The 20,811-nt window shown below is 40.1% G+C and carries 17 protein-coding genes, 1 tRNA gene and 1 pseudogene; 11 read left to right on the forward strand and 8 right to left on the reverse strand.

What is annotated here, in order from left to right:
* Positions 1-44: 44 nt before the first annotated feature.
* From C9E89_RS15245 to C9E89_RS15290, 10 genes are all read left to right on the forward strand, one after another.
* Positions 45-120, forward strand: a tRNA-Trp gene (locus C9E89_RS15245).
* Between the two features lie 74 nt (positions 121-194).
* The gene (gene secE, locus C9E89_RS15250) at positions 195-635 is read left to right on the forward strand and encodes a preprotein translocase subunit SecE (protein ID WP_107009198.1); all 441 of its coding nucleotides are present in this window, start codon (positions 195-197) and stop codon (positions 633-635) included.
* 7 nt (positions 636-642) lie between these two features.
* Positions 643-1,176 carry a transcription termination/antitermination protein NusG gene (gene nusG / locus C9E89_RS15255; protein WP_004920613.1) on the forward strand — a complete coding sequence of 178 codons (534 nt, stop codon included), beginning with the start codon at positions 643-645 and terminating at the stop codon, positions 1,174-1,176.
* A 131-nt stretch (positions 1,177-1,307) separates the two neighbouring features.
* A complete protein-coding gene (rplK, locus tag C9E89_RS15260; RefSeq protein ID WP_107009199.1) occupies positions 1,308-1,736 on the forward strand; it encodes a 50S ribosomal protein L11 in 429 nt (142 codons plus the stop codon).
* Positions 1,737-1,739: 3 nt separating this feature from the next.
* On the forward strand, positions 1,740-2,435 hold the full coding sequence (gene rplA / locus C9E89_RS15265; RefSeq protein ID WP_107009200.1) for a 50S ribosomal protein L1: 696 nt from the start codon (positions 1,740-1,742) through the stop codon (positions 2,433-2,435).
* Positions 2,436-2,754: 319 nt separating this feature from the next.
* Positions 2,755-3,261, forward strand: coding sequence for a 50S ribosomal protein L10 (gene rplJ, locus C9E89_RS15270; protein ID WP_107009201.1), 507 nt, complete (start codon positions 2,755-2,757; stop codon positions 3,259-3,261).
* A gap of 48 nt (positions 3,262-3,309) precedes the next feature.
* Complete coding sequence (gene rplL, locus C9E89_RS15275) at positions 3,310-3,678, forward strand: 50S ribosomal protein L7/L12 (protein ID WP_107009202.1); 369 nt, start codon at positions 3,310-3,312, stop codon at positions 3,676-3,678.
* Between the two features lie 307 nt (positions 3,679-3,985).
* Positions 3,986-8,074 carry a DNA-directed RNA polymerase subunit beta gene (rpoB, locus tag C9E89_RS15280; RefSeq protein WP_107009203.1) on the forward strand — a complete coding sequence of 1,363 codons (4,089 nt, stop codon included), beginning with the start codon at positions 3,986-3,988 and terminating at the stop codon, positions 8,072-8,074.
* A gap of 154 nt (positions 8,075-8,228) precedes the next feature.
* Positions 8,229-12,422, forward strand: coding sequence for a DNA-directed RNA polymerase subunit beta' (rpoC, locus tag C9E89_RS15285; RefSeq protein WP_107009204.1), 4,194 nt, complete (start codon positions 8,229-8,231; stop codon positions 12,420-12,422).
* A 161-nt stretch (positions 12,423-12,583) separates the two neighbouring features.
* A complete protein-coding gene (locus tag C9E89_RS15290) occupies positions 12,584-12,940 on the forward strand; it encodes a DNA transfer protein p32 (protein ID WP_107009205.1) in 357 nt (118 codons plus the stop codon).
* Positions 12,941-13,005: 65 nt separating this feature from the next.
* Here the strand turns inward: C9E89_RS15290 and hisIE are convergent, their stop codons facing one another.
* Positions 13,006-13,788: a bifunctional phosphoribosyl-AMP cyclohydrolase/phosphoribosyl-ATP diphosphatase HisIE gene (hisIE, locus tag C9E89_RS15295; protein WP_107009206.1), complete on the reverse strand. Its 783-nt coding sequence runs from the start codon at positions 13,786-13,788 to the stop codon at positions 13,006-13,008.
* A 111-nt stretch (positions 13,789-13,899) separates the two neighbouring features.
* Between hisIE and C9E89_RS15300 the strand changes: the two genes are divergently transcribed.
* Positions 13,900-14,169, forward strand: coding sequence for a hypothetical protein (locus tag C9E89_RS15300; RefSeq protein WP_213069646.1), 270 nt, complete (start codon positions 13,900-13,902; stop codon positions 14,167-14,169).
* A 59-nt stretch (positions 14,170-14,228) separates the two neighbouring features.
* Here the strand turns inward: C9E89_RS15300 and C9E89_RS15305 are convergent, their stop codons facing one another.
* From C9E89_RS15305 to C9E89_RS15335, 7 genes and pseudogenes are all read right to left on the reverse strand, one after another.
* A complete protein-coding gene (locus C9E89_RS15305) occupies positions 14,229-14,597 on the reverse strand; it encodes a hypothetical protein (protein WP_107009207.1) in 369 nt (122 codons plus the stop codon).
* Positions 14,590-14,848 (reverse strand): annotated as a pseudogene (locus tag C9E89_RS23845) (oxidoreductase); the annotation flags it as partial. The gene C9E89_RS15305 and the pseudogene C9E89_RS23845, both read right to left, overlap by 8 nt.
* Positions 14,849-14,868: 20 nt before the next feature.
* Positions 14,869-15,951: a patatin-like phospholipase domain-containing protein gene (locus tag C9E89_RS15315; RefSeq protein WP_107009208.1), complete on the reverse strand. Its 1,083-nt coding sequence runs from the start codon at positions 15,949-15,951 to the stop codon at positions 14,869-14,871.
* Positions 15,952-16,558: 607 nt separating this feature from the next.
* On the reverse strand, positions 16,559-18,178 hold the full coding sequence (locus tag C9E89_RS15320; protein ID WP_107009209.1) for an ABC1 kinase family protein: 1,620 nt from the start codon (positions 18,176-18,178) through the stop codon (positions 16,559-16,561).
* Between the two features lie 3 nt (positions 18,179-18,181).
* Positions 18,182-18,862: a ubiquinone biosynthesis accessory factor UbiJ gene (locus tag C9E89_RS15325; protein ID WP_107009210.1), complete on the reverse strand. Its 681-nt coding sequence runs from the start codon at positions 18,860-18,862 to the stop codon at positions 18,182-18,184.
* Between the two features lie 31 nt (positions 18,863-18,893).
* The gene (gene ubiE / locus C9E89_RS15330) at positions 18,894-19,838 is read right to left on the reverse strand and encodes a bifunctional demethylmenaquinone methyltransferase/2-methoxy-6-polyprenyl-1,4-benzoquinol methylase UbiE (protein WP_107009211.1); all 945 of its coding nucleotides are present in this window, start codon (positions 19,836-19,838) and stop codon (positions 18,894-18,896) included.
* 152 nt (positions 19,839-19,990) lie between these two features.
* Positions 19,991-20,698 carry an FFLEELY motif protein gene (locus C9E89_RS15335; RefSeq protein WP_107009212.1) on the reverse strand — a complete coding sequence of 236 codons (708 nt, stop codon included), beginning with the start codon at positions 20,696-20,698 and terminating at the stop codon, positions 19,991-19,993.
* Between the last annotated feature and the right edge of the window lie 113 nt (positions 20,699-20,811).

Raw genomic sequence — 20,811 nt, forward strand, 5'->3', positions numbered from 1 at the left:
AGTATTGTCTCAAGCCGAGGGTTTCGATTCTCGGTTTGTGTTATAGGTCAGTAGTTCAATTGGTAGAGCGTCGGTCTCCAAAACCGAATGTTGGGGGTTCGAGTCCCTCCTGACCTGCCATATTTTTAATAAAAAGCTTGATGCCGACTGAACTGGTCATATAATAAGTCGCGAATCCTACGACGAGTAAAAGAATGTCGAATGATAAATCGCGTGACGCAATGGGCGGCGCGCCAATTCCTCAAAGAAATAATCCTGCTGAAGTAGTAAGTTCTGGTTCTCCACTAGATGTGGTGTTTTGGATCGTTGCCTTAATCTTATTGGTTGGTGCAATGATGGTGAATCAGTTTCTACCAGCATATTGGGCACCAGCAAATAGTATTTGGGTGCGCATTGGGGTAATTATAGCTTGTATCGTAGTGGCTTTAGGTTTATTATACGCCACCCATCAAGGCAAAGGTTTTGTTCGTTTGCTAAAAGATGCTCGACTTGAATTGCGTCGAGTGACTTGGCCTACAAAACATGAAACAGTCACAACTTCATGGCAAGTTTTACTGGTTGTGGTCGTTGCCGCTATCGTATTGTGGTGTTTTGACTACATGATCGGTTGGTTTATGAAGTTTATTATCGGGTAAGAGAGCTATGAAACGTTGGTACATTATTCATGCCTATTCAGGTTATGAAAAACAAGTGATGCGTTCACTTAATGATCGAATCCAGCGTAGCGCTGTTGCTGATAGTTTTGGTGAAGTCCTTGTTCCTACCGAAGAAGTGGTGGAAATGAAGGATGGTAAGAAACGTAAATCAGAGCGTAAATTCTTTCCAGGCTATGTGTTAGTTGAAATGGAAATGAATGATGAAACTTGGCACATTGTAAAAGAATGTCCAAAAGTATTGGGTTTCATTGGTGGTACAGCAGAAAAACCTGCACCAATTACGCAAAAAGAAGCTGATGCGATTCTTGCACGTGTACACAATAAAGGTGAAGCACCACGTCCTAAGACGATGTTTGAGCCTGGTGAAGAATTATTGGTTATTGACGGTCCATTCACAGACTTTAAAGGTGTGGTGGAAGAAGTTCAATACGAAAAGTCTCGTTTAACGTTGACAATTAATGTATTCAATCGACCAACTCAAGTTGAATTGGAATTTCGCCAAGTCGAAAAAACAATCTAATTTGTGTTGTTCAGGAACGCCCGATTTTTTGAAAGTCGGGCATTGTTGTTGTAACGGTATCATACTGATTTTACGTTACATTAAAAATATGGGGAGCTCTAAAAGGCGTTTGTACCCAGAGGTAATTTGAAATGGCTAAGAAGATTGACGGCTATATCAAGCTGCAAGTTCCAGCTGGTAAAGCGAATCCATCTCCACCGATTGGTCCTGCACTAGGTCAACGTGGTGTTAACATCATGGCATTCTGTAAAGAATTCAATGCTGCTACACAAAAAGTTGAAGCTGGTCTTCCAATTCCTGTAGTGATTACTGTGTACAACGATAAGTCGTTCACATTCATCATGAAAACTCCACCTGCTGCGATTCTTCTTAAGAAAGCTGCTGGTATTCAAAAGGGTTCAGCTGTACCTAACAAAACTAAAGTTGGTAAGTTGACTCGTGCTCAGTTAGAAGAGATCGCGACTACTAAAGAACCAGATTTAACTGGTGCTGATTTAGACGCTCGTGTACGTACCATCGCTGGTTCTGCACGTTCTATGGGCTTGGATGTGGAGCTATAAGACATGGCAAAGTTAACTAAACGTCAAAAAGCCATTGCTGCTGCAATTGAAGCTAACAAAGTTTACACTTTGGAAGAAGCAGTACAAGTTCTTAGCAGCCTACCTGCTGCAAAATTCAAAGAATCTTTGGATGTTGCGGTAAATCTAGGTGTTGATCCTCGTAAATCTGACCAAGTTGTTCGTGGCGCGACTACACTTCCTGCAGGTACTGGTAAAACTGTACGTGTTGCTGTGTTTGCTCAAGGCGCTGCTGCTGAAGCTGCTAAAGCTGAAGGCGCGGACATCGTTGGTTTTGATGATCTTGCTGAAAGCATTCAAGCGGGTAACTTAGACTTTGACGTAGTAATTGCTGCTCCAGATGCAATGCGCGTTGTAGGTAAGTTAGGTACAATCCTTGGTCCACGTGGCTTAATGCCAAACCCTAAAGTGGGTACTGTAACTCCTGACGTTGCAACTGCAGTTAAAAATGCAAAAGCAGGTCAAGCACGTTACCGTGTAGACAAAGCGGGTATCATCCACGCTGCGATCGGTCAAGTAGGTTTCACTGCTGAAGCTGTTCGTTCAAACGTTGAAGCACTTGTTGCTGACCTTAAGAAAGCAAAACCTGCAACTTCTAAAGGTATTTACATTCAAAAGATCACTTTGAGCTCAACTATGGGTCCTGGTCTTACTGTTGATGTACAAAACGTTTCTAAATAAGTTTTAACTTATTTAAATAAAGAATTTTAAAGCCCTGAAAATCTCCCCCAGCCCCTCTTTATGAAAGAGGGGAGTAAGTCCCACTTTTTTAAAGGGGGATTTAGGGGGATTCTTAGGCAAACTTTGAATTGATAAGTGAATATTTATCAGCGTCAAAGACCTCAGGCGAGGTGGTTTTTCGAAGCCACTTCTTAAAAATCCAGTCTGAGTAGACGCGGTGGTGTGATTTGTTCCTCCTCCGCGTGTAAGTTCAGTGATGATCTTACGAATTGGGAGTGCACTTTTTTAAGTGCATAAATCACCGTTAGGAGGTTTTACAATGGCTCTTCTTATCGAAGACAAAAAACAGATCGTAGCTGAAGTAACTGAAGTTGCTTCTACTGCGTATGCTGCTGTTGTTGCTGACTATCAAGGTTTAACTGTTGAGCAATTAACTGCTCTACGTGTTGAAGCTCGTAAACTTGGTGTTGCTACTCGTGTAGTGCGTAACACTTTAGCTAAACGTGCGCTTCAAGACACTCAATTCAATATTTTGAGTGACAACCTTGTTGGCCCAACAATCTTAGCTTTCTCAACTTCTGAAGACGACATGGGCGCAGCTGCTCGTTTGTTTGAAGATTTTGCTAAAACTAATAAAGCATTTGAACTTAAAGCTGCTGCATTCGACGGTAAAGTTTATCAAGGTGCTGAAGTGAGCGTTATCGCGAACCTTCCAAACCAAGAGAAAGCGCTTACTATGCTTGCAAACGTTCTTCAAGCTCCTATTTCGAAATTGGGTCGCCTTATTACAGCGCTCAAAGAGAAAAACGAGTCAGAAGCTGCTTAAGCTTAAACATTTTTACACACCATTCAATATCCATTTGGAGTTACTCTCATGGCTTTAACTAACCAAGAAATCTTAGACGCAGTTGCTGAAAAAACAGTTCTTGAACTTGTTGAACTTATTTCTGCTTTTGAAGAAAAATTCAATGTATCTGCTGCTGCTGTAGCTGTTGCTGCTGCAGGTCCAGCTGTTGCTGCTGCTGAAGAACAAACTGAATTCACAGTTGAACTTGCTAGCTTCGGTGCTAACAAAGTTGCTGTAATTAAAGCAGTTCGTGAAGCAACTGGTCTTGGTCTTAAAGAAGCTAAAGATCTTGTTGAAGGCGCTCCTTCTGCAATCAAAGAAGGCGTTTCTAAAGAAGAAGCTGAAGAACTTAAAACTAAACTTGAAGCTGCTGGTGCTGAAGTTAAACTTAAGTAATCTTAAGCGGAGTCGATTATTTAAAAATCGACTCCACAAATTGGCTGATAGCTCTTGGGCTATCAGCCTTTTTGCGTTACAATAATCGGCTCGATTTTAAATTGAATGATGGGAAAATCGTCAATTTTAAAAATAAACAAAGAAAATCAAACGCTTAACAATGTTTTTCGATTTTGAAAATATTGTTAAGCGTTTTATACCACTGAAAATTGCAGCATTTGTATAAAGGTGGTGGTCATATCGACCTGCGTAATTCCTTCTAAATCTGTTCTGCAGGCGGATTTAGTTTACTTTCCGAGGACTCCAGATGGCATACTCATATACCGAAAAGAAACGGATCCGTAAGAATTTTGGTAAATTGCCCCAAGTCATGCATGCTCCGTACCTGCTCTCGATTCAAGTCGACTCGTACAGAACATTCTTACAAGATGGCAAATCTCCAAAAAATCGCGAAGATATTGGTCTCCAAGCCGCATTTCGTTCAGTGTTTCCAATTGAAAGCTATTCTGGCAATGCTGCTTTAGAATTCGTTGAGTATAGCCTTGGTAAGCCAGAGTTTGATGTACGTGAATGTATTCTTCGCGGCTCAACTTATGCGGCACCAATGCGTGTGAAAATTCGTTTGATCATTAAAGATCGTGAAACGAAATCAATCAAAGACGTTCGTGAGCAAGAAGTTTACATGGGTGAAATGCCACTCATGACAGAGAATGGTACCTTTGTTATCAATGGTACTGAGCGTGTAATTGTATCGCAATTACATCGTTCACCAGGTGTATTCTTTGATCATGATAAAGGTAAAACACACTCAAGTGGTAAAGTGCTTTATTCAGCACGTATTATTCCTTACCGTGGTTCATGGTTAGACTTTGAGTTTGATGCAAAAGATTTAGTTTATGTACGTATTGACCGTCGTCGTAAATTATTAGCTACCGTTGTACTACGTGCATTAAATTATACAAATGAACAAATTCTAGACATGTTCTATGAAAAAGTTCCTGTATATCTTGATATGGGTAGTTATCAAATTGACTTAGTGCCTGAACGCCTTCGTGGTGAAATGGCGCAGTTTGATATTGCTGACAATGATGGTAAAACTATTGTTGAGCAAGGTAAACGTATTAATGCGCGTCATGTACGTCAAATGGAAGCTGCGGGCTTAACAAAACTCCCAGTTCCTGATGAATACTTATATGAGCGTATTGTTGCACAAGATATCACTTTACATAATGGTGATGTGATTGCTGCAAATACAGTATTGAGCCATGAAGTAATGGTGAAATTGGCAGAAGGCGGTGTTAAACAATTTAACGTGCTTTATACCAATGACATCGATCGTGGTCCATTCGTTGCGGATACTTTGCGCGCAGATACTACTTCAGGTCGTGAAGAAGCATTAGTTGAAATTTATAAAGTAATGCGCCCAGGCGAGCCACCAACAAAAGAAGCGGCAGAAAACTTATTTAATAACTTATTCTTCTCAACTGAGCGTTATGATTTATCGCCAGTGGGTCGTATGAAGTTTAATCGTCGTTTAGGTCGTCCTTATGAAGTGGGTACTGACCAAAAATCACGTGAAGTTGAAGGTATTCTTTCAAACGAAGATATTACTGATGTTTTAAGAACATTGGTTGAGATTCGTAATGGTAAAGGTGAAGTCGACGATATTGACCATTTAGGTAACCGTCGTGTTCGTTCTGTTGGTGAAATGACAGAAAACCAATTCCGTGTAGGTCTAGTTCGTGTTGAGCGTGCTGTTAAAGAGCGTTTAAACCAAGCTGAAACAGATAACTTATCTCCACAAGATTTGATCAATGCTAAACCAGTTGCTGCTGCAATCAAAGAATTCTTTGGTTCAAGCCAGTTATCTCAGTTTATGGATCAAAACAATCCATTATCTGAAATTACACACAAACGTCGTGTATCAGCACTTGGTCCTGGTGGTTTAACACGTGAACGTGCAGGCTTTGAGGTACGTGATGTACATCAAACTCACTATGGTCGTGTTTGTCCAATTGAGACACCAGAGGGTCCAAACATTGGTTTGATCAACTCACTTTCTGTATATGCAAAAGCAAATAGCTTTGGTTTCTTAGAAACACCATATCGTAAAGTTGTTGATGGTCGTGTAACTGAAGAAGTTGAATATTTATCTGCAATTGAAGAAGTAGGTACTGTCATTGCACAGGCCGATTCTGGTGTAGATAAAGATGGTAACTTAACAGAAGAATTCGTTTCTGTACGTCACCAAGGTGACTTCGTTCGTATGCCACCTGAAAAAGTAACGCATATGGATGTTTCTGCACAGCAGGTTGTATCTGTTGCAGCATCACTTATTCCATTCCTTGAACACGATGATGCCAACCGTGCATTGATGGGTTCAAACATGCAACGTCAGGCTGTTCCGACATTGCTTGCTGACAAGCCACTTGTTGGTACAGGTATGGAAGCAAACGTAGCACATGACTCTGGTGTGTGCGTGATTGCGAAACGTGGCGGACGTATTGAGTTTGTTGATGCTTCTCGTGTGGTTATTCGTGTAAATGAAGACGAAATGATCGCGGGTGAGGCAGGTGTAGATATCTACAACTTAATCAAATATACACGTTCAAACCAAAACACTTGTATTAACCAAAAAGTGCTTGTAAGCCTTGGTGATAAAGTGGGTCGTGGCGACGTTCTTGCTGATGGTCCATCAACTGATGGTGGTGAATTAGCACTTGGTCAAAACATGCGTGTCGCATTTATGACTTGGAACGGTTACAACTACGAAGACTCGATTTTATTATCTGAGCGCGTACTTCAAGAAGATCGTTTAACTTCGATTCATATTCAAGAATTGTCATGTGTTGCGCGTGATACTAAGTTAGGTGCAGAAGAAATTACTGCCGATATTCCTAACGTCGGTGAAGCTGCATTATCTAAACTTGATGAATCTGGGATCGTGTATATCGGTGCTGAAGTAACAGCAGGTGATATTCTTGTTGGTAAAGTAACGCCTAAAGGTGAAACGCAATTAACACCTGAAGAAAAATTGCTTCGTGCAATCTTCGGTGAAAAAGCGGCTGACGTAAAAGATTCTTCTTTACGTGTATCTTCTGGTGTGAAAGGTACAGTCATTGATGTACAAGTCTTCACTCGTGATGGTATTGAGAAAGACGAACGTGCTCAAGCGATTGAAAAATCACAACTTGATGCTTACCGTAAAGACTTGAAAGAAGAATACAAAATCTTCGAAGAAGCAGCACGTGAACGTATTGTTCGTTTGTTGAATGGTCAAGAATCTAACGGTGGTGGTTCAACTAAACGTGGTCAAAAAATCACTGAAGATTTATTGTCGACTTTAGATCTTGTTGATTTACTTGAAATTCAACCTGTTGATGAAGCTGTTGCTGAGCGTTTAACTCAAATTCAAGTGTTCTTGAAAGAGAAGAGCCTTGAAATTGATGAGAAATTTGCTGAGAAAAAACGCAAACTTTCTACAGGTGATGAATTAACAACTGGCGTATTGAAAGTTGTTAAAGTTTACTTGGCTGTTAAGCGTCGTATCCAACCAGGTGACAAGATGGCGGGTCGTCACGGGAACAAAGGTGTTGTATCTAACATCTTGCCTGTAGAAGACATGCCACATGATGCAAATGGTATTCCTGTTGATGTGGTGTTGAACCCACTCGGCGTACCATCACGTATGAACGTGGGTCAGATTCTTGAAACTCACTTAGGTATGGCAGCAAAAGGTCTTGGCGATAAGATCGATAAGATGTTGAAAGAGCAACGTACTATTCTTGAGTTACGTGAATTCTTAGACAAGATTTATAACAAAGTCGGTGGTGAGCAAGAAGATCTTGATAGCTTAACTGATGATGAAATCTTGGTATTGTCTGGTAACCTTCGTCAAGGTGTTCCTTTAGCAACACCTGTATTTGATGGTGCTGAAGAAGGACAAATCAAAGAGTTACTTGAACTTGGTGGTATCTCACGTACAGGTCAGACAGTATTGTATGATGGACGTACAGGTGAGCGTTTTGACCGTCCAGTAACCGTTGGTTATATGTATATGTTAAAACTCAACCACTTGGTTGATGACAAAATGCATGCGCGTTCTACAGGTTCTTACTCGCTTGTAACTCAACAGCCGCTTGGTGGTAAAGCACAATTCGGTGGTCAGCGTTTCGGTGAGATGGAGGTTTGGGCACTTGAAGCTTATGGTGCTGCTTATACACTTCAAGAAATGCTTACTGTGAAGTCGGATGACGTTGAAGGTCGTACTCGTATCTATAAGAATATTGTAGATGGTAACCATTATATGGACCCTGGTATGCCTGAATCGTTCAACGTATTGACCAAAGAGATCCGTTCTTTAGGTATCAACATTGAACTGAAAAATGGTGATTAAACTTCACCATTAAATCTCCCTAAATCCCTCTTTATGAAAGAGGGACTTTCCCCCTTTTTTAAAGGGGGACCAAGGGGGATTAAAATTCAGTGAAAAAACAATATTTGTGACCCAGTTGTAGAGTGAAAATCTCCACAACACACGGAGAAAAAAATTGAAAGACTTGCTCGATATCATGCGCAAAAAGACGGATTCAGACGGTCATGCTCCTGTAGAGTTTGACCGCATCCGTATTGGTCTTGCGTCACCAGAAATGATTAAGTCATGGTCTCACGGTGAAGTTAAAAAGCCTGAGACAATTAACTATCGTACTTTTAAACCAGAACGTGATGGTTTGTTCTGTGCCAAAATTTTTGGTCCAGTAAAAGATTACGAATGCTTGTGTGGTAAATACAAGCGTATGAAATACAAAGGCGTCATTTGTGAAAAATGTGGCGTTGAAGTAACAACTGCGAAAGTTCGTCGTGAACGTATGGGTCATATCGAATTAGCTTCTCCAGTTGCACATATTTGGTTCTTAAAATCATTACCAAGCCGTATCGGTTTACTTCTTGATATGACTTTACGTGATATCGAACGTGTATTGTATTTCGAATCTTATGTTGTAACTGATCCTGGCATGACGCCAATGGAGAAGTATCAACTTCTTAATGATGAAGAATACTTCACTGCGTTAGAAGAACACGGTGATGAATTCAGCGCGAAAATGGGTGCGGAAGCTGTTCAAGATTTGTTAAAAGATATTGATCTTGAAGCTGAAATTTCTCGTTTACGTGAAGAAATTCCAAATACAACTTCAGAAACAAAGCTTAAAAAAGCATCTAAGCGTTTGAAGTTGATGGAAGCATTCAACGATTCAAATAACAAGCCTGAATGGATGGTGTTGACTGTACTTCCAGTACTTCCACCAGATCTTCGTCCGCTTGTACCGCTTGAAGGTGGTCGTTTTGCGACTTCTGACTTGAACGATTTGTATCGTCGTGTGATCAACCGTAACAACCGTTTAAAACGTCTTCTTGACCTTGCAGCGCCAGACATTATCGTACGTAACGAAAAACGTATGTTACAAGAGTCTGTGGATGCATTGTTAGATAACGGTCGTCGTGGTCGTGCAATTACAGGTTCGAACAAACGTCCTCTTAAATCTTTGGCAGATATGATCAAAGGTAAACAAGGTCGTTTCCGTCAAAACTTACTTGGTAAGCGTGTTGACTATTCAGGTCGTTCGGTAATTACAGTTGGTCCATCACTACGTTTGCACCAATGTGGTCTTCCTAAGAAAATGGCACTTGAATTATTCAAACCATTTATCTTTGCGAAACTACAAGCGTCTGGTCAAGCAACCACCATTAAAGCTGCGAAGAAAATGGTTGAGCGTGAGACACCAGAAGTTTGGGACGTACTTGCATCTGTCATTCGTCAGCATCCAATTATGTTGAACCGTGCGCCAACACTTCACCGTTTAGGTCTTCAAGCATTTGAACCGACTTTAATTGAAGGTAAAGCGATCCGTCTTCACCCACTCGTATGTGCTGCGTTTAACGCCGACTTCGATGGTGACCAAATGGCGGTACACGTTCCATTAACACTTGAAGCTCAACTTGAAGCTCGTGCGTTAATGATGTCTACCAATAACATCTTGTCACCTGCAAATGGTGAGCCGATTATCGTACCTTCTCAGGACGTTGTCTTAGGCTTGTATTACATCACTCGTGATGCGATCAATGCCAAAGGTGAAGGCATGGTGTTTGCGGATACTCACGAAGTAAACCGTGCACTTGCAACAGGTCAAGTTGACTTACACGCTCGCGTAAAAGCACGTGTACACCAAACTGTTATTGATGAAAATGGTAATCGTGAGCATCAAACGATTGTTGTAGATACAACTCCTGGTCGTTGTTTACTTTGGGAAGTTGTTCCTGAAGGAATGGATTTCCAACAAATCAATCTTGAGATGACCAAGAAAAACATCTCTAAATTGATCAACTCTTGTTACCGTAAATTAGGTCTTAAAGATACAGTAATCTTTGCGGATCAATTGATGTACTTGGGCTTCCGTCAAGCAACTCGCTCTGGTGTTTCTGTCGGTATGGAAGACATGGTTATTCCACCACAAAAACAAGCGATTATTGACAAAGCAGAAACTGAAGTTCGTGAAATTGAACATCAGTTTGAGCAAGGTTTCGTAACTGCTGGTGAGCGTTATAACAAAGTTGTCGATATTTGGGCACGTACCAATGACCAAGTAGCGAAAGCAATGATGGACAACTTGTCATTCACAACTGTTAAAAACAAACAGGGTGAAGATGAGAAACAAAAATCATTCAACTCAATTTATATGATGTCTGACTCAGGTGCCCGTGGTTCGGCAGCTCAGATTCGTCAGCTTGCAGGTATGCGTGGTTTGATGGCGAAACCAGATGGTTCGATCATTGAAACACCAATTAAAGCAAACTTCCGTGAAGGTTTGACAGTACTTCAGTACTTCATTTCAACACACGGTGCACGTAAAGGTTTGGCCGATACAGCACTTAAAACAGCGAACTCTGGTTACTTAACTCGTCGTTTGGTTGACGTAGCACAAGACTTAGTGATCACTGAGCCAGATTGTGGTACTTATGACGGTCTTGTAATGACTCCGTTCATTCAAGGTGGTGATGTCATCGAGAACTTAGGTGCTCGAGTATTGGGTCGTGTACTTGCTGAAGATGTGAAGAAACCAGGTACAGAAGATGTACTTCTTCCACGTAACACATTGATTGACGAGAAACTTGCAACGTATCTTGAAGACAATGGTGTCGATGAAGTTAAAGTACGTTCAGTTGTAAACTGTGCTTCAACATTCGGTGTTTGTGCGAAATGTTATGGTCGTGACCTTGCTCGCGGTCACTTGGTAAATCCAGGTGAGTCTGTTGGTGTAATGGCTGCACAATCAATTGGTGAACCTGGTACACAGTTAACCATGCGTACATTCCACGTGGGTGGTGCTGCAAGCCGAACTTCTGCTGCAAACAGCGTTCAAGTACGTAACAAAGGTACAGTACGTTTCCATAACGTTAAAACTGTACAACATGCCAAAGGTCACTTGGTATCTGTTTCACGTTCAGGTGAAATCGGTATTGCAGATGATATCGGTCGTGAGCGTGAGCGTTATAAACTTCCTTACGGTGCAAGCATCTTGTTGAAAGATGGTGAAGCTGTTGAAGGTGGTGGTATCGTTGCAACTTGGGATCCGCATACACATCCATTGGTTACGGAAGTTGCTGGTAAAGCACGTTTCAGCCAAATCGCTGATGGCGTGACTGCAACATCAAAAACTGATGATGCAACTGGTATGACAACGACTGAAATTTTACCTGTAACAGCTCGTCCTGCTTCTGGTAAAGATTTACGTCCTGCGATTGTGTTAGATACAGTGGATGGCGGTGAACAATTCTACTTCTTACCACAAAATACGATCGTAACTGTTCGTGATGGCGAAACGATTGGTGTCGGTGACGTTATCGGTCGTGTACCACAAGAAACTTCACGTACACGTGATATTACCGGTGGTCTTCCACGCGTAGCGGATTTATTTGAAGCACGTAAACCGAAAGAGCATGCAATTCTTGCAGAAGTTTCAGGTATTGTGAGCTTTGGTAAAGAAACTAAAGGTAAAAACCGTTTAGTGATTACACCTGATGATGGTGCAGAAGTTTACGAAGAGTTGATTCCTAAATGGCGTCAAATCAACGTGTTTGAGGGTGAGCATGTGAACCGTGGTGAAACCATTTCTGATGGTCCACAAAATCCACATGATATCTTACGTCTCAAAGGTGAAGTTGCATTAACCAACTACATCGTAAACGAAGTACAAGACGTTTACCGTCTCCAAGGTGTAAAAATCAACGATAAGCACATTGAAGTTATCGTACGTCAAATGTTGCGTAAAGTTGACATCACTGATGGCGGTGATACAAGCTTCATCAAAGGCGAACAAGTGGATTACATCCGCGTTGTGGGCGAGAACCAAGCTGTTCTTGCACAGAACAAGTTCCCAGCGAAGTTTGAACGTCAATTGATGGGTATTACCAAAGCATCGCTTTCTACTGACTCGTTCATCTCTGCTGCATCGTTCCAAGAAACAACACGTGTGTTAACGGAAGCTGCTGTAACAGGTAAAGAAGATGATTTACGTGGTCTGAAAGAAAACGTTGTTGTAGGTCGCTTGATCCCAGCGGGTACAGGTTTGGCTTACCACTTAGAACGTCGTCGTCAAGAAGCTGAAGCTGCTGAGCATGAGCTTGTAAATGACTTCTCTGAAGTTGACCAAGCATTCTCACAAGCTTTAAATGAAGATATGTTCTAATTTGACAATATCATCTAGATTTTAAAATAAAGAGGCGCCTTAGGGCGTCTTTTTATTGTTTACAGAAAATATGTGAAAAGTTGCGTTTCTTAACAGAGTACTAAGATTCAGTTCATGAAATGCGATTAAGATAAATGAAAGAGCAGATCATGGAGAATGACATGAAAAAATTAATGAGTATATTTGCAATCGCATCACTTTCAACATTGATGTTGACAGGCTGTGAAAACATGTCGAGTAATGATAAACGTGTTGCATCAGCAGCTTTAGGTGGTGCAATTGGTGGGGGCGTAGGAAATAATGTAGGCGGTGGTACAGGTGCTGCGCTTGGTGGTGGTGCTGGTGCTGCGGTAGGAAGTAAAACATCCAATGGTTCAAATCGTAATGCAACTTATAGTGGTGTAGGTGGCGCGATTGGTTCAGCAATTGGGAAAGGCGTTTTTGGTGGTAATACAGGTGCTGCAATTGGTGGTGCAATCGGTGGTGGAGCAGGTGCTGCGATTGAACAAAGACGTTAAGCTTTAGCCTTAAAAGATTGAATAAAAAAATAAGCGCATAATGCGCTTATTTTTATTGGAAAATTTTAATGTTGGCGATTTGCTTTTTCAACCAAGCCAGACAGTCCTTGACGACGCGCTAATTCATTTAAGACCAATTGTACATCTAGGTCGAAATAACCCAACATCACAATGGTATGGAACCATAAGTCAGCGACTTCATAGATCAAATCATTTTTATTGTCTTCATTGGCTTCCGCTTTAAAATCTTTAGCAGCAATCACCGTTTCAAAGCTTTCTTCACCAATTTTCTCTAAGATTTTGTTTAAACCTTTATGATAAAGTTTTGCGACATATGAAGACTCAGGATCGGCTTTTTTACGCTCTGCCATCATTTTGCCAAGATAATCTAAAACTTCAACTTGTTCTGATTGGGCATTAGATGCATTCATTGCAATAGTATGTGGGTTAGATGACTTTTCCCCATAAATCGCATTTGGATCTTTGAGCTGTGCATCGACAATTTCCCAACCGTTTGGCGTAAGTTTGCGATAGAAACATGATTCACGACCTGTATGACAAGCGATGCCACCTTCTTGTTCAATTTGTAACACAATAACGTCAGCATCGCAGTCTAAACGGATTTCATAAACTGTTTGAAAATGTCCAGATTCTTCGCCTTTGAACCATAATTTATTGCGTGAACGTGAGAAGTAAACGCCACGCATTTTTTCTGCGGTGAGTTGTAGTGCTTCGCGGTTCATCCATGCCACCATCAAAATGCGTCCCGTTTGATGATGTTGTGCAATAGCAGGAATAAGTCCTTGTTCGTTAAATTTTACTTCATCGAGCCATTGCAAGTTGTTCATAGGATTTCACCAAGTTGATTGATATTAGATAATTGCTTTAAACGCACGTAATAGATAGCGTGGAGCTTGTATAGTGTACGTTATTTCCAACATTTTAGGAAAATATTGATCATGGATTTAGTCGAGATCAAAAAACTTGCAGACGCTTTTAAAGCTGAAGATGAGGTTGCATTAAGTAATCAAGTATTTAAATTAAAAAAACAAAATGTAGGGCTGCTAGGTTTAATTTATTTTGTTCAAGTTAATCAGAAATTATCCTTAAGTGAAGCAAGAACAAAGACTCTCAATTTTTCATTTTGGCATGTAGAAGAACTTTTAAAAATTGAAGAAAGTCACCAAATTATGAAAAGTGACTTTATTGAGAAAGATGAATTTGATTAAAGCATCGTAGCAGTGATAGTTTACGTGATTTGAGGAAAAAAATTAGTATAATTAAACGACTAAGATCTGAATAATGGGCGAGTTAATATCAACTCAAAGCTTTCTTTGTCAATGTCTATTTGTAGCTTAAGGTCAGTGATCTTTCCAAAATTATAAATATTACATTCAACAAGAAAACAATTTTTATCCATAACTACGATATGAAATAAAGGCATGTTTTTCGGCATGGTTTCAGGAAGTTCTTCAAATGGAATGATGCTGAGTTGATAATTATCTTCAAATGAAGAATTGAGTTCCTCATGTAATTCTTCAAGCATGGCATCAGTCACTTGGTTATATTCAAATAAACCTTGACGATCATTTTGATTAATTCTGTGTAGGAAATCCTGAACCAATTGATGAATCTGTAATTTTAAAAGTTTATCCATGATCATTTCTCTTAGAAATATCTTCATCCTTCATCTGACTAAACATCCCTGATTTTAAACCTGACACTGTAATTGCCATCTCTTTAAGAAAATAGGGGATTTGATATATCCACAGAAAACTCAAATCACGTAAACTGCTTCCCTACCAAAGATCAGATTGATATAACAGTGTCAGTAGACGACTTAAAAGTGATAAAAAGCAGTCGAGCTTTGACGATGTTGATGGTAATCTGCCAAAGCTTTGTATAATCATAAATTCTTTATTTTTGAATTACAAACCTTGCATCACTTCCGTAAAATTCTGCTTTTCGACCAATTCCAGAAACTCATCGCCCATACGCTGGCTTTCAGCCACGGTTTGCTTCCATAATTTTTTACGCTCAGCATCAGACAAGCCTTTTAAAACAAAATCTTTACGGTCAGGTAAACGACCTAAAGGCAATGATTGTAAATATTCTTGAGAGGGAGAAATCAGCAAAGTACGTGCCTGATTTTGTGGATTGGCTCTGCGCGATTTAAACATCTTATCGAACCAACCTGGGGTGATGCTATCGGTAAAATGGGGATATAAAACAATGCCTTTACTCTCAAAAGGTAGGTCAATATGATAGTCAATTAAACCGCCATCACGATAAGCCCCTTTAGGTGCGTCAGCAATATTTTTCACCGCAGGGGTGACCGCAGGAATGGAACCCGAAGCCATGAGCCAATCGGCGACATTGTCGGTATTAAAGTTAATATAATGGGTTTTAAATGCATCATCCTGAATTTTAAACTGTGGAAAATCAGTTGGCTGACAAATCACACGTTGCATAAATTTATTTAAATGATCACGTGAAATCGCATTGCTACCGATAATCCCAAGCAAGGAACTATATAGTGCAAGTTTTTGATCACTTTGAAATAAATGTTCAGCTTTTGCTGCAATAATCGTCAAATGATAATCAGGATGATGAACCAATTGATCAGCTTTATTGCCTAAAATACCATGCAACATATCACGTGATATTTTTTCGATATCTGCTATTTTCATGCCTTTTTTAAAGGGCAAATTGATATATAACTCAGCCAATTTTTCAGGTCCGAGTTTTTCACCTTGGGCAATAATCCCTGCAAAACGCCATGCACCCACAGATGAGCCAATTAAAAAACGGCGTTGTTTGGCTTGAGGAAGAAATTCAGCAAAGATGGCTTGGTCAAGACCCATTAAACCAATGCCTTTTGGACCACCTGCCGCACCGGGAATCATGTCGACATGATGTGCTTGTAGTCCTTCTTTTTCTATGCGTTGTTTGGCAAGTGAACCTGCTTGAATTGTTAATGCAGCAGGGCGTTTTTGTAAAATTTGGGTCATGGTTTCACTCACTCAAACGGATGTGAGTATTTTAGGAATAAGCCGTGACAGGGCAATGGCGATAGGTTTCAGTGGGTGACTTAGGAGTCATTAAATATTTTATTCAAATTCTTTGAATATAAGTCGCCATTAATTCTTCATTTTTCCTATTTATGTCACGGAATATCAAATAGAAACCTGTAACGTAAAATATAGAGTAAGTATTGATATACCAACTATTAATTAAAGAATACACGGTTGCAAGAATAAGCCAAAAATTGAATAGACGAATAAGATTTTTTTTGTGGTACAGATATTAATAGTAAAAATGGAATGAAGTTAAATAAAGTGGTTTGCCAGAAATCATTGCTATCAATAAGCTTTCCCAACGTTGAGTTTGGATTGGCAAGAGTGAAATCAAAAAAATGATTATGAATATTTAAATAAGCAAAAATGTTAAGTACATTGGGTACTATCAAAAATAGACTGATCCATATAACGCTACTTTTCTTTTGTCTATAGACAGCCCATAAAAAACTATTTTTCATTATTTTCTTTGAGTTAATTTATTATTGTCTTGATTTTAAAATATTGAGCACCTTTTAAACAAGATGCTCAATCAAAAGATTTACTTCGCAATCCGCCAAACAGCTAAAATACTTGCCAATACAATCAATACAATAGAAATATACCACGGTGCAATAATTGCAATCGACAAGAAAATCGCCATGATACTACCGAACATCCAACTACGTTTTTGTTGATGCTCAACTTCCAAACGCATCATTTGCAATTCATGTAATTGCTTCGCATGCCATGCCGACTGATTTTTTAAACCATTCAAACTGTCAATCATCAACATTGGTAAATCTTGCGCACCTAAAAGTAAATCAGGAATTTTTTGCCCCAATTCTTTTAAGTTTTTCTGTGGATTCATTTGTGCTTTAACCCATTCGGTCAGAATCGGTTTTGCCAAACTCCAAATGTCCAAATCAGGATAAAGGTCTGTGCCTAAACCTTCTACATGGACTAATGTTTTTAGTAATAACATCAACTGTGGTGGAATTTCCAAATGGAAACGACGGGCGATGTCCATGACCTGAATCAGGATGCCTGCAAAGTCCAATTCATGCATCGGTTTAGACACCATTGGACCCACGGTACGGCGCATTTCACGGGCTAAAGCATCTTGATCCGTTCCCGGTGGAATCCAACCTGCTTGATGCACAATCTGAATCAGTTGCATGAAATCGCTGTTCATGACCGCAAGTAACATGCGAGCAACAGTCATTTGATCGGACTTAGACAATTCGCCCATAATTGCACAATCAAGCGCAATATAACGAGGTTTGCTTGGATTCAGGGTTTCAACAAAGACATTTCCCGGATGCATGTCGGCATGGAAAAAGTTGTCACGGAACACTTGGGTAAAGAAAATGGTTAAACCTTTTTCAGCCAGATCTTTACGATCCATGCCGAGTTTTTCAAAGGTTGCAATATCCGAAATCGGTACGCCTGTGATGCGTTCAGCCACCATCACATCTTTGCTATCCATATAGACTTCAGGCACATACATCATGCTTGAGCCTGTGAAGTAATGGCGCATACGGCGGGTATTATCCGCTTCTAAAGTCAAATCGAGTTCATTCAAAATGACTTGACGATAGTTCTCAATAATTTCTGAAATATGCACAGCACGTGCTGCTTCCAAACGTTTTTCTAAACTTGCACCGAGCCATCTGAGAATTTCAAAATCTTCTAAAATTTGACTGCGAATGTCAGGACGGGTGACTTTGACCACCACTTCACGACCATCATGCAAAGCTGCGGTATGCACTTGCGCAATAGACGCGGCAGCCAAAGGTTGCTCATCAAAACGAGCGAAAAGTGTCGTGATATTGGCTTTTAAGGATTCTTCAATACGGGTTTTGGCAACATCAACCCCGAATGGTTTCACTCGATCTTGTAATAAAACCAATTGCTGTAAAATTTCAGGTGGAATTAAATCACGGCGTGTTGAGAGCAATTGCCCCATTTTAATTGCCAAAGGACCCATTTGCTCTAAAGCTTCTTTGAGCTTTAAAGGATTTTTTTTCTCTTTGCTTGACCATGCCGCAGGGTGCATACGAATCAGCGACAAAGCATGGCGGGCTTTTTCAGGTAATTCTTCCGCAGGAACCAGTGTGTCGAGTCTATAGTGCGCGGCGATGCGCCAAAGTTCGAGTAAACGGCTGATATGCGGAATCATAAATTACATTACCTGATCTTGAGAGGGAGTAGTAGGGTTGAGTTGTTGCTGTAGCTGCTGAATTTTAGCTTCAAGTCGATCAATATTCTGATTGAGTTGACGGGTGTCTTGTTGCAGATCATCCATTTGCCAGCGTGGTGCAAATAAACCTGTGTCTTCTTTTAAAAAGTCCTCAGCAAAGAATAAATGACTTTGCAGGGAACGCTTTAAATGTTTAGGTGCAAGCTGAATTTTGGCAATTTCATGTGCCAATGCAGGACCAATCCACGGGCTTAAATGTGACGCTAAATCAGGCTCAGCCTGTTGAATAATACGTTGAATATCCTGCAATAGATGATAATCACCTTGCAAAGGAATATTGCCAATATCATCTGCTAAAAATAGCTTTGCCAATGCAACAATGTTTTTTACATGCAAGGTTGCAGTTGCTTCCGTGATGACCGTATTTTGATCAAAAGGACGTTGCTCAAAAACCGAAGGTGTTTCACTTTTACCTGTCACAGTCGGTTCTAAACGGACTTTATTTTCATCAAAAAAGACATCTACAGACAGCTGTGGTGAATCAATCACCACACGCAGCAATTTGCCTTGTAATTGATTGAACTGAATGCGAGTGATCGCATCCATATTGATAAATTGATTGATGAGTCGTTCAACTGCACCCAGTGCCAGAATGGACCACATAATTCAACCTTTATGCTATTTTTGAGAAAACTTAGAGTTTGAAGCCACGGTGTACCGCAACAATACCACCTGTTAAGTTATGGTAGTCGGTATTTTGGAAGCCTGCATTTTCCATCATGCCTTTTAAGGTACGTTGGTCAGGGTGCATACGGATGGATTCAGCTAAATATTTATAACTTTCTGAGTCATTCGCCACAAGTTTACCCATGATTGGTAATGCCGTGAATGAGTACAGATCATACAATTTTGAGAATGGCTCAAACACAGGTTTAGAGAATTCCAGAATCAGTAAACGACCACCCGGCTTAAGCACACGGTACATGGCTGCAAGGGCTGCATCTTTATCGGTCACATTACGCAGACCAAAGCTGATGGTTAAAAGGTCAAAACTATTGTCTTCAAATGGCTCTAAAGTTTCAGCATTTGCCAAGACAAAATCGACATTGGTACAGCCTGCATCGATCAAACGGTCACGACCAACATTGAGCATGGATTCATTAATGTCAGATAAAACCACATGACCTGTAGGACCAACTTCACGGCTGAATACTTTGGCTAAATCACCTGTACCGCCTGCAATATCAAGCACGCGCTGACCACGGCGCACACCAGACATATTGATCGCAAAGCGTTTCCATAAACGGTGAATACCAAATGACATTAAGTCATTCATGATGTCGTATTTGGCTGCAACTGAGTGGAATACTTCAGCGACTTTTTGTGCTTTATCTTCACTGCTAACAGTTTGATAACCGAAATGTGTGGTTGCACCGACATTGCCTGTATTGGCACCACGTGGCAGATTATATTTTGGTACCGTTCCTGAAACAGGCGTGTCAGTCAACTGTTGTTGTAAAGACTGCTGTTGACCTTGTGGTGCGCCTTGCGGTAACGGTTCTGTTAAGAATGGACTCACGTTGTCTGTGTTTTGTGCCGACTCTGCTTCTGGGGTTGGCTTTTGGTTTTCATTCGACATCTGAGTCACTCCTGAACACAAAAATGGGAAATTTGCTCTTGCATCGCATAATGACAGATTCTGCAAAAATTTGCAGTCTTCATCATCAAATAGTTATGAATAATATACAGAAGAGATGACATTTCATCTGTCATTTATGCAATCAAACACTATCATATTCTAAAAGGATTGGCTTGTCCTGAATGCACATTATTGACAATTTCACGCTCTTTTGTTGTAAATGCATGAATAAAATCAGCAGCAGATTTCATTGGTTTCATTGCCACAAAACCTTCGCCAATGAACTCATACATCAATTGGAAATTGTATTTATGTGCAGTACCTTTACACATTTTAAAGGCAGTATGCATGATAAATGAGCGCATATATTTATCGAGTGCTGTACCTAAATCATCAAGTAAATCGAGTTGTTGTTGACGCTGCTCGGCTTGATCAAGTTTGATTAAAGTTTGGCGCATCATTTCATCATTAATATCTTGGTTTGCAGGATAGTCTTTGAGTAATTGTGCTGCGACTTGTTCATCCAGTTGCATGGCTAAAACTGCAAGACCAATCGATTTTAATCCTGTTTTAATGGCATTTTCAGGAATAATTTTTTCAGCCTTATGTGCATATTTTAATAATCGTTCAATTTGTATGGCTAAAGGATCAAAGTCAGGACCCCCATATAAACGGTTGATAAAATAATCAGCCATGAGTTTATTTTCTTTGCGGTTAAATAACTCAGTATGAGTGTCTAAAATACGTGTTTTGAGCCAATCTTGTGCTTCATGCAGACGTTTTTTTAGCACAGGATCTTGATGGTAATTAAACTGTTTATATTCTTCTAAAAGCTGATCTAATGCTGCGAGTTTTGACATGTGTGAACTCAATTTGAAATATATATGAAAATCATAAACACAGTTTAACTGAACAACCATGACGATATTGCTTTAAGATGACTGAAATTAGGTCAGTCATTGGAATGATCAAG

Source organism: Acinetobacter sichuanensis (genome assembly GCF_003024515.2).
GTDB classification, from domain to species: Bacteria; Pseudomonadota; Gammaproteobacteria; order Pseudomonadales; family Moraxellaceae; genus Acinetobacter; species Acinetobacter sichuanensis.

Excerpts from the sequence above, each read along its gene's own strand:
- rplL (WP_107009202.1), top strand. The coding sequence starts at position 3,310 with ATGGCTTTAACTAACCAAGAAATCTTAGACGCAGTTGCTGAAAAAACA.
- rplK (WP_107009199.1), top strand. The coding sequence starts at position 1,308 with ATGGCTAAGAAGATTGACGGCTATATCAAGCTGCAAGTTCCAGCTGGT.
- ubiE (WP_107009211.1), bottom strand. The coding sequence starts at position 19,838 with ATGTCGAATGAAAACCAAAAGCCAACCCCAGAAGCAGAGTCGGCACAA.
- secE (WP_107009198.1), top strand. The coding sequence starts at position 195 with ATGTCGAATGATAAATCGCGTGACGCAATGGGCGGCGCGCCAATTCCT.
- C9E89_RS15325 (WP_107009210.1), bottom strand. The coding sequence starts at position 18,862 with ATGTGGTCCATTCTGGCACTGGGTGCAGTTGAACGACTCATCAATCAA.
- hisIE (WP_107009206.1), bottom strand. The coding sequence starts at position 13,788 with ATGAACAACTTGCAATGGCTCGATGAAGTAAAATTTAACGAACAAGGA.
- C9E89_RS15335 (WP_107009212.1), bottom strand. The coding sequence starts at position 20,698 with ATGTCAAAACTCGCAGCATTAGATCAGCTTTTAGAAGAATATAAACAG.
- C9E89_RS15305 (WP_107009207.1), bottom strand. The coding sequence starts at position 14,597 with ATGGATAAACTTTTAAAATTACAGATTCATCAATTGGTTCAGGATTTC.
- C9E89_RS15320 (WP_107009209.1), bottom strand. The coding sequence starts at position 18,178 with ATGATTCCGCATATCAGCCGTTTACTCGAACTTTGGCGCATCGCCGCG.
- nusG (WP_004920613.1), top strand. The coding sequence starts at position 643 with ATGAAACGTTGGTACATTATTCATGCCTATTCAGGTTATGAAAAACAA.
- C9E89_RS15300 (WP_213069646.1), top strand. The coding sequence starts at position 13,900 with ATGGATTTAGTCGAGATCAAAAAACTTGCAGACGCTTTTAAAGCTGAA.
- rpoB (WP_107009203.1), top strand. The coding sequence starts at position 3,986 with ATGGCATACTCATATACCGAAAAGAAACGGATCCGTAAGAATTTTGGT.
- rplA (WP_107009200.1), top strand. The coding sequence starts at position 1,740 with ATGGCAAAGTTAACTAAACGTCAAAAAGCCATTGCTGCTGCAATTGAA.
- C9E89_RS15290 (WP_107009205.1), top strand. The coding sequence starts at position 12,584 with ATGAAAAAATTAATGAGTATATTTGCAATCGCATCACTTTCAACATTG.
- rplJ (WP_107009201.1), top strand. The coding sequence starts at position 2,755 with ATGGCTCTTCTTATCGAAGACAAAAAACAGATCGTAGCTGAAGTAACT.
- C9E89_RS15315 (WP_107009208.1), bottom strand. The coding sequence starts at position 15,951 with ATGACCCAAATTTTACAAAAACGCCCTGCTGCATTAACAATTCAAGCA.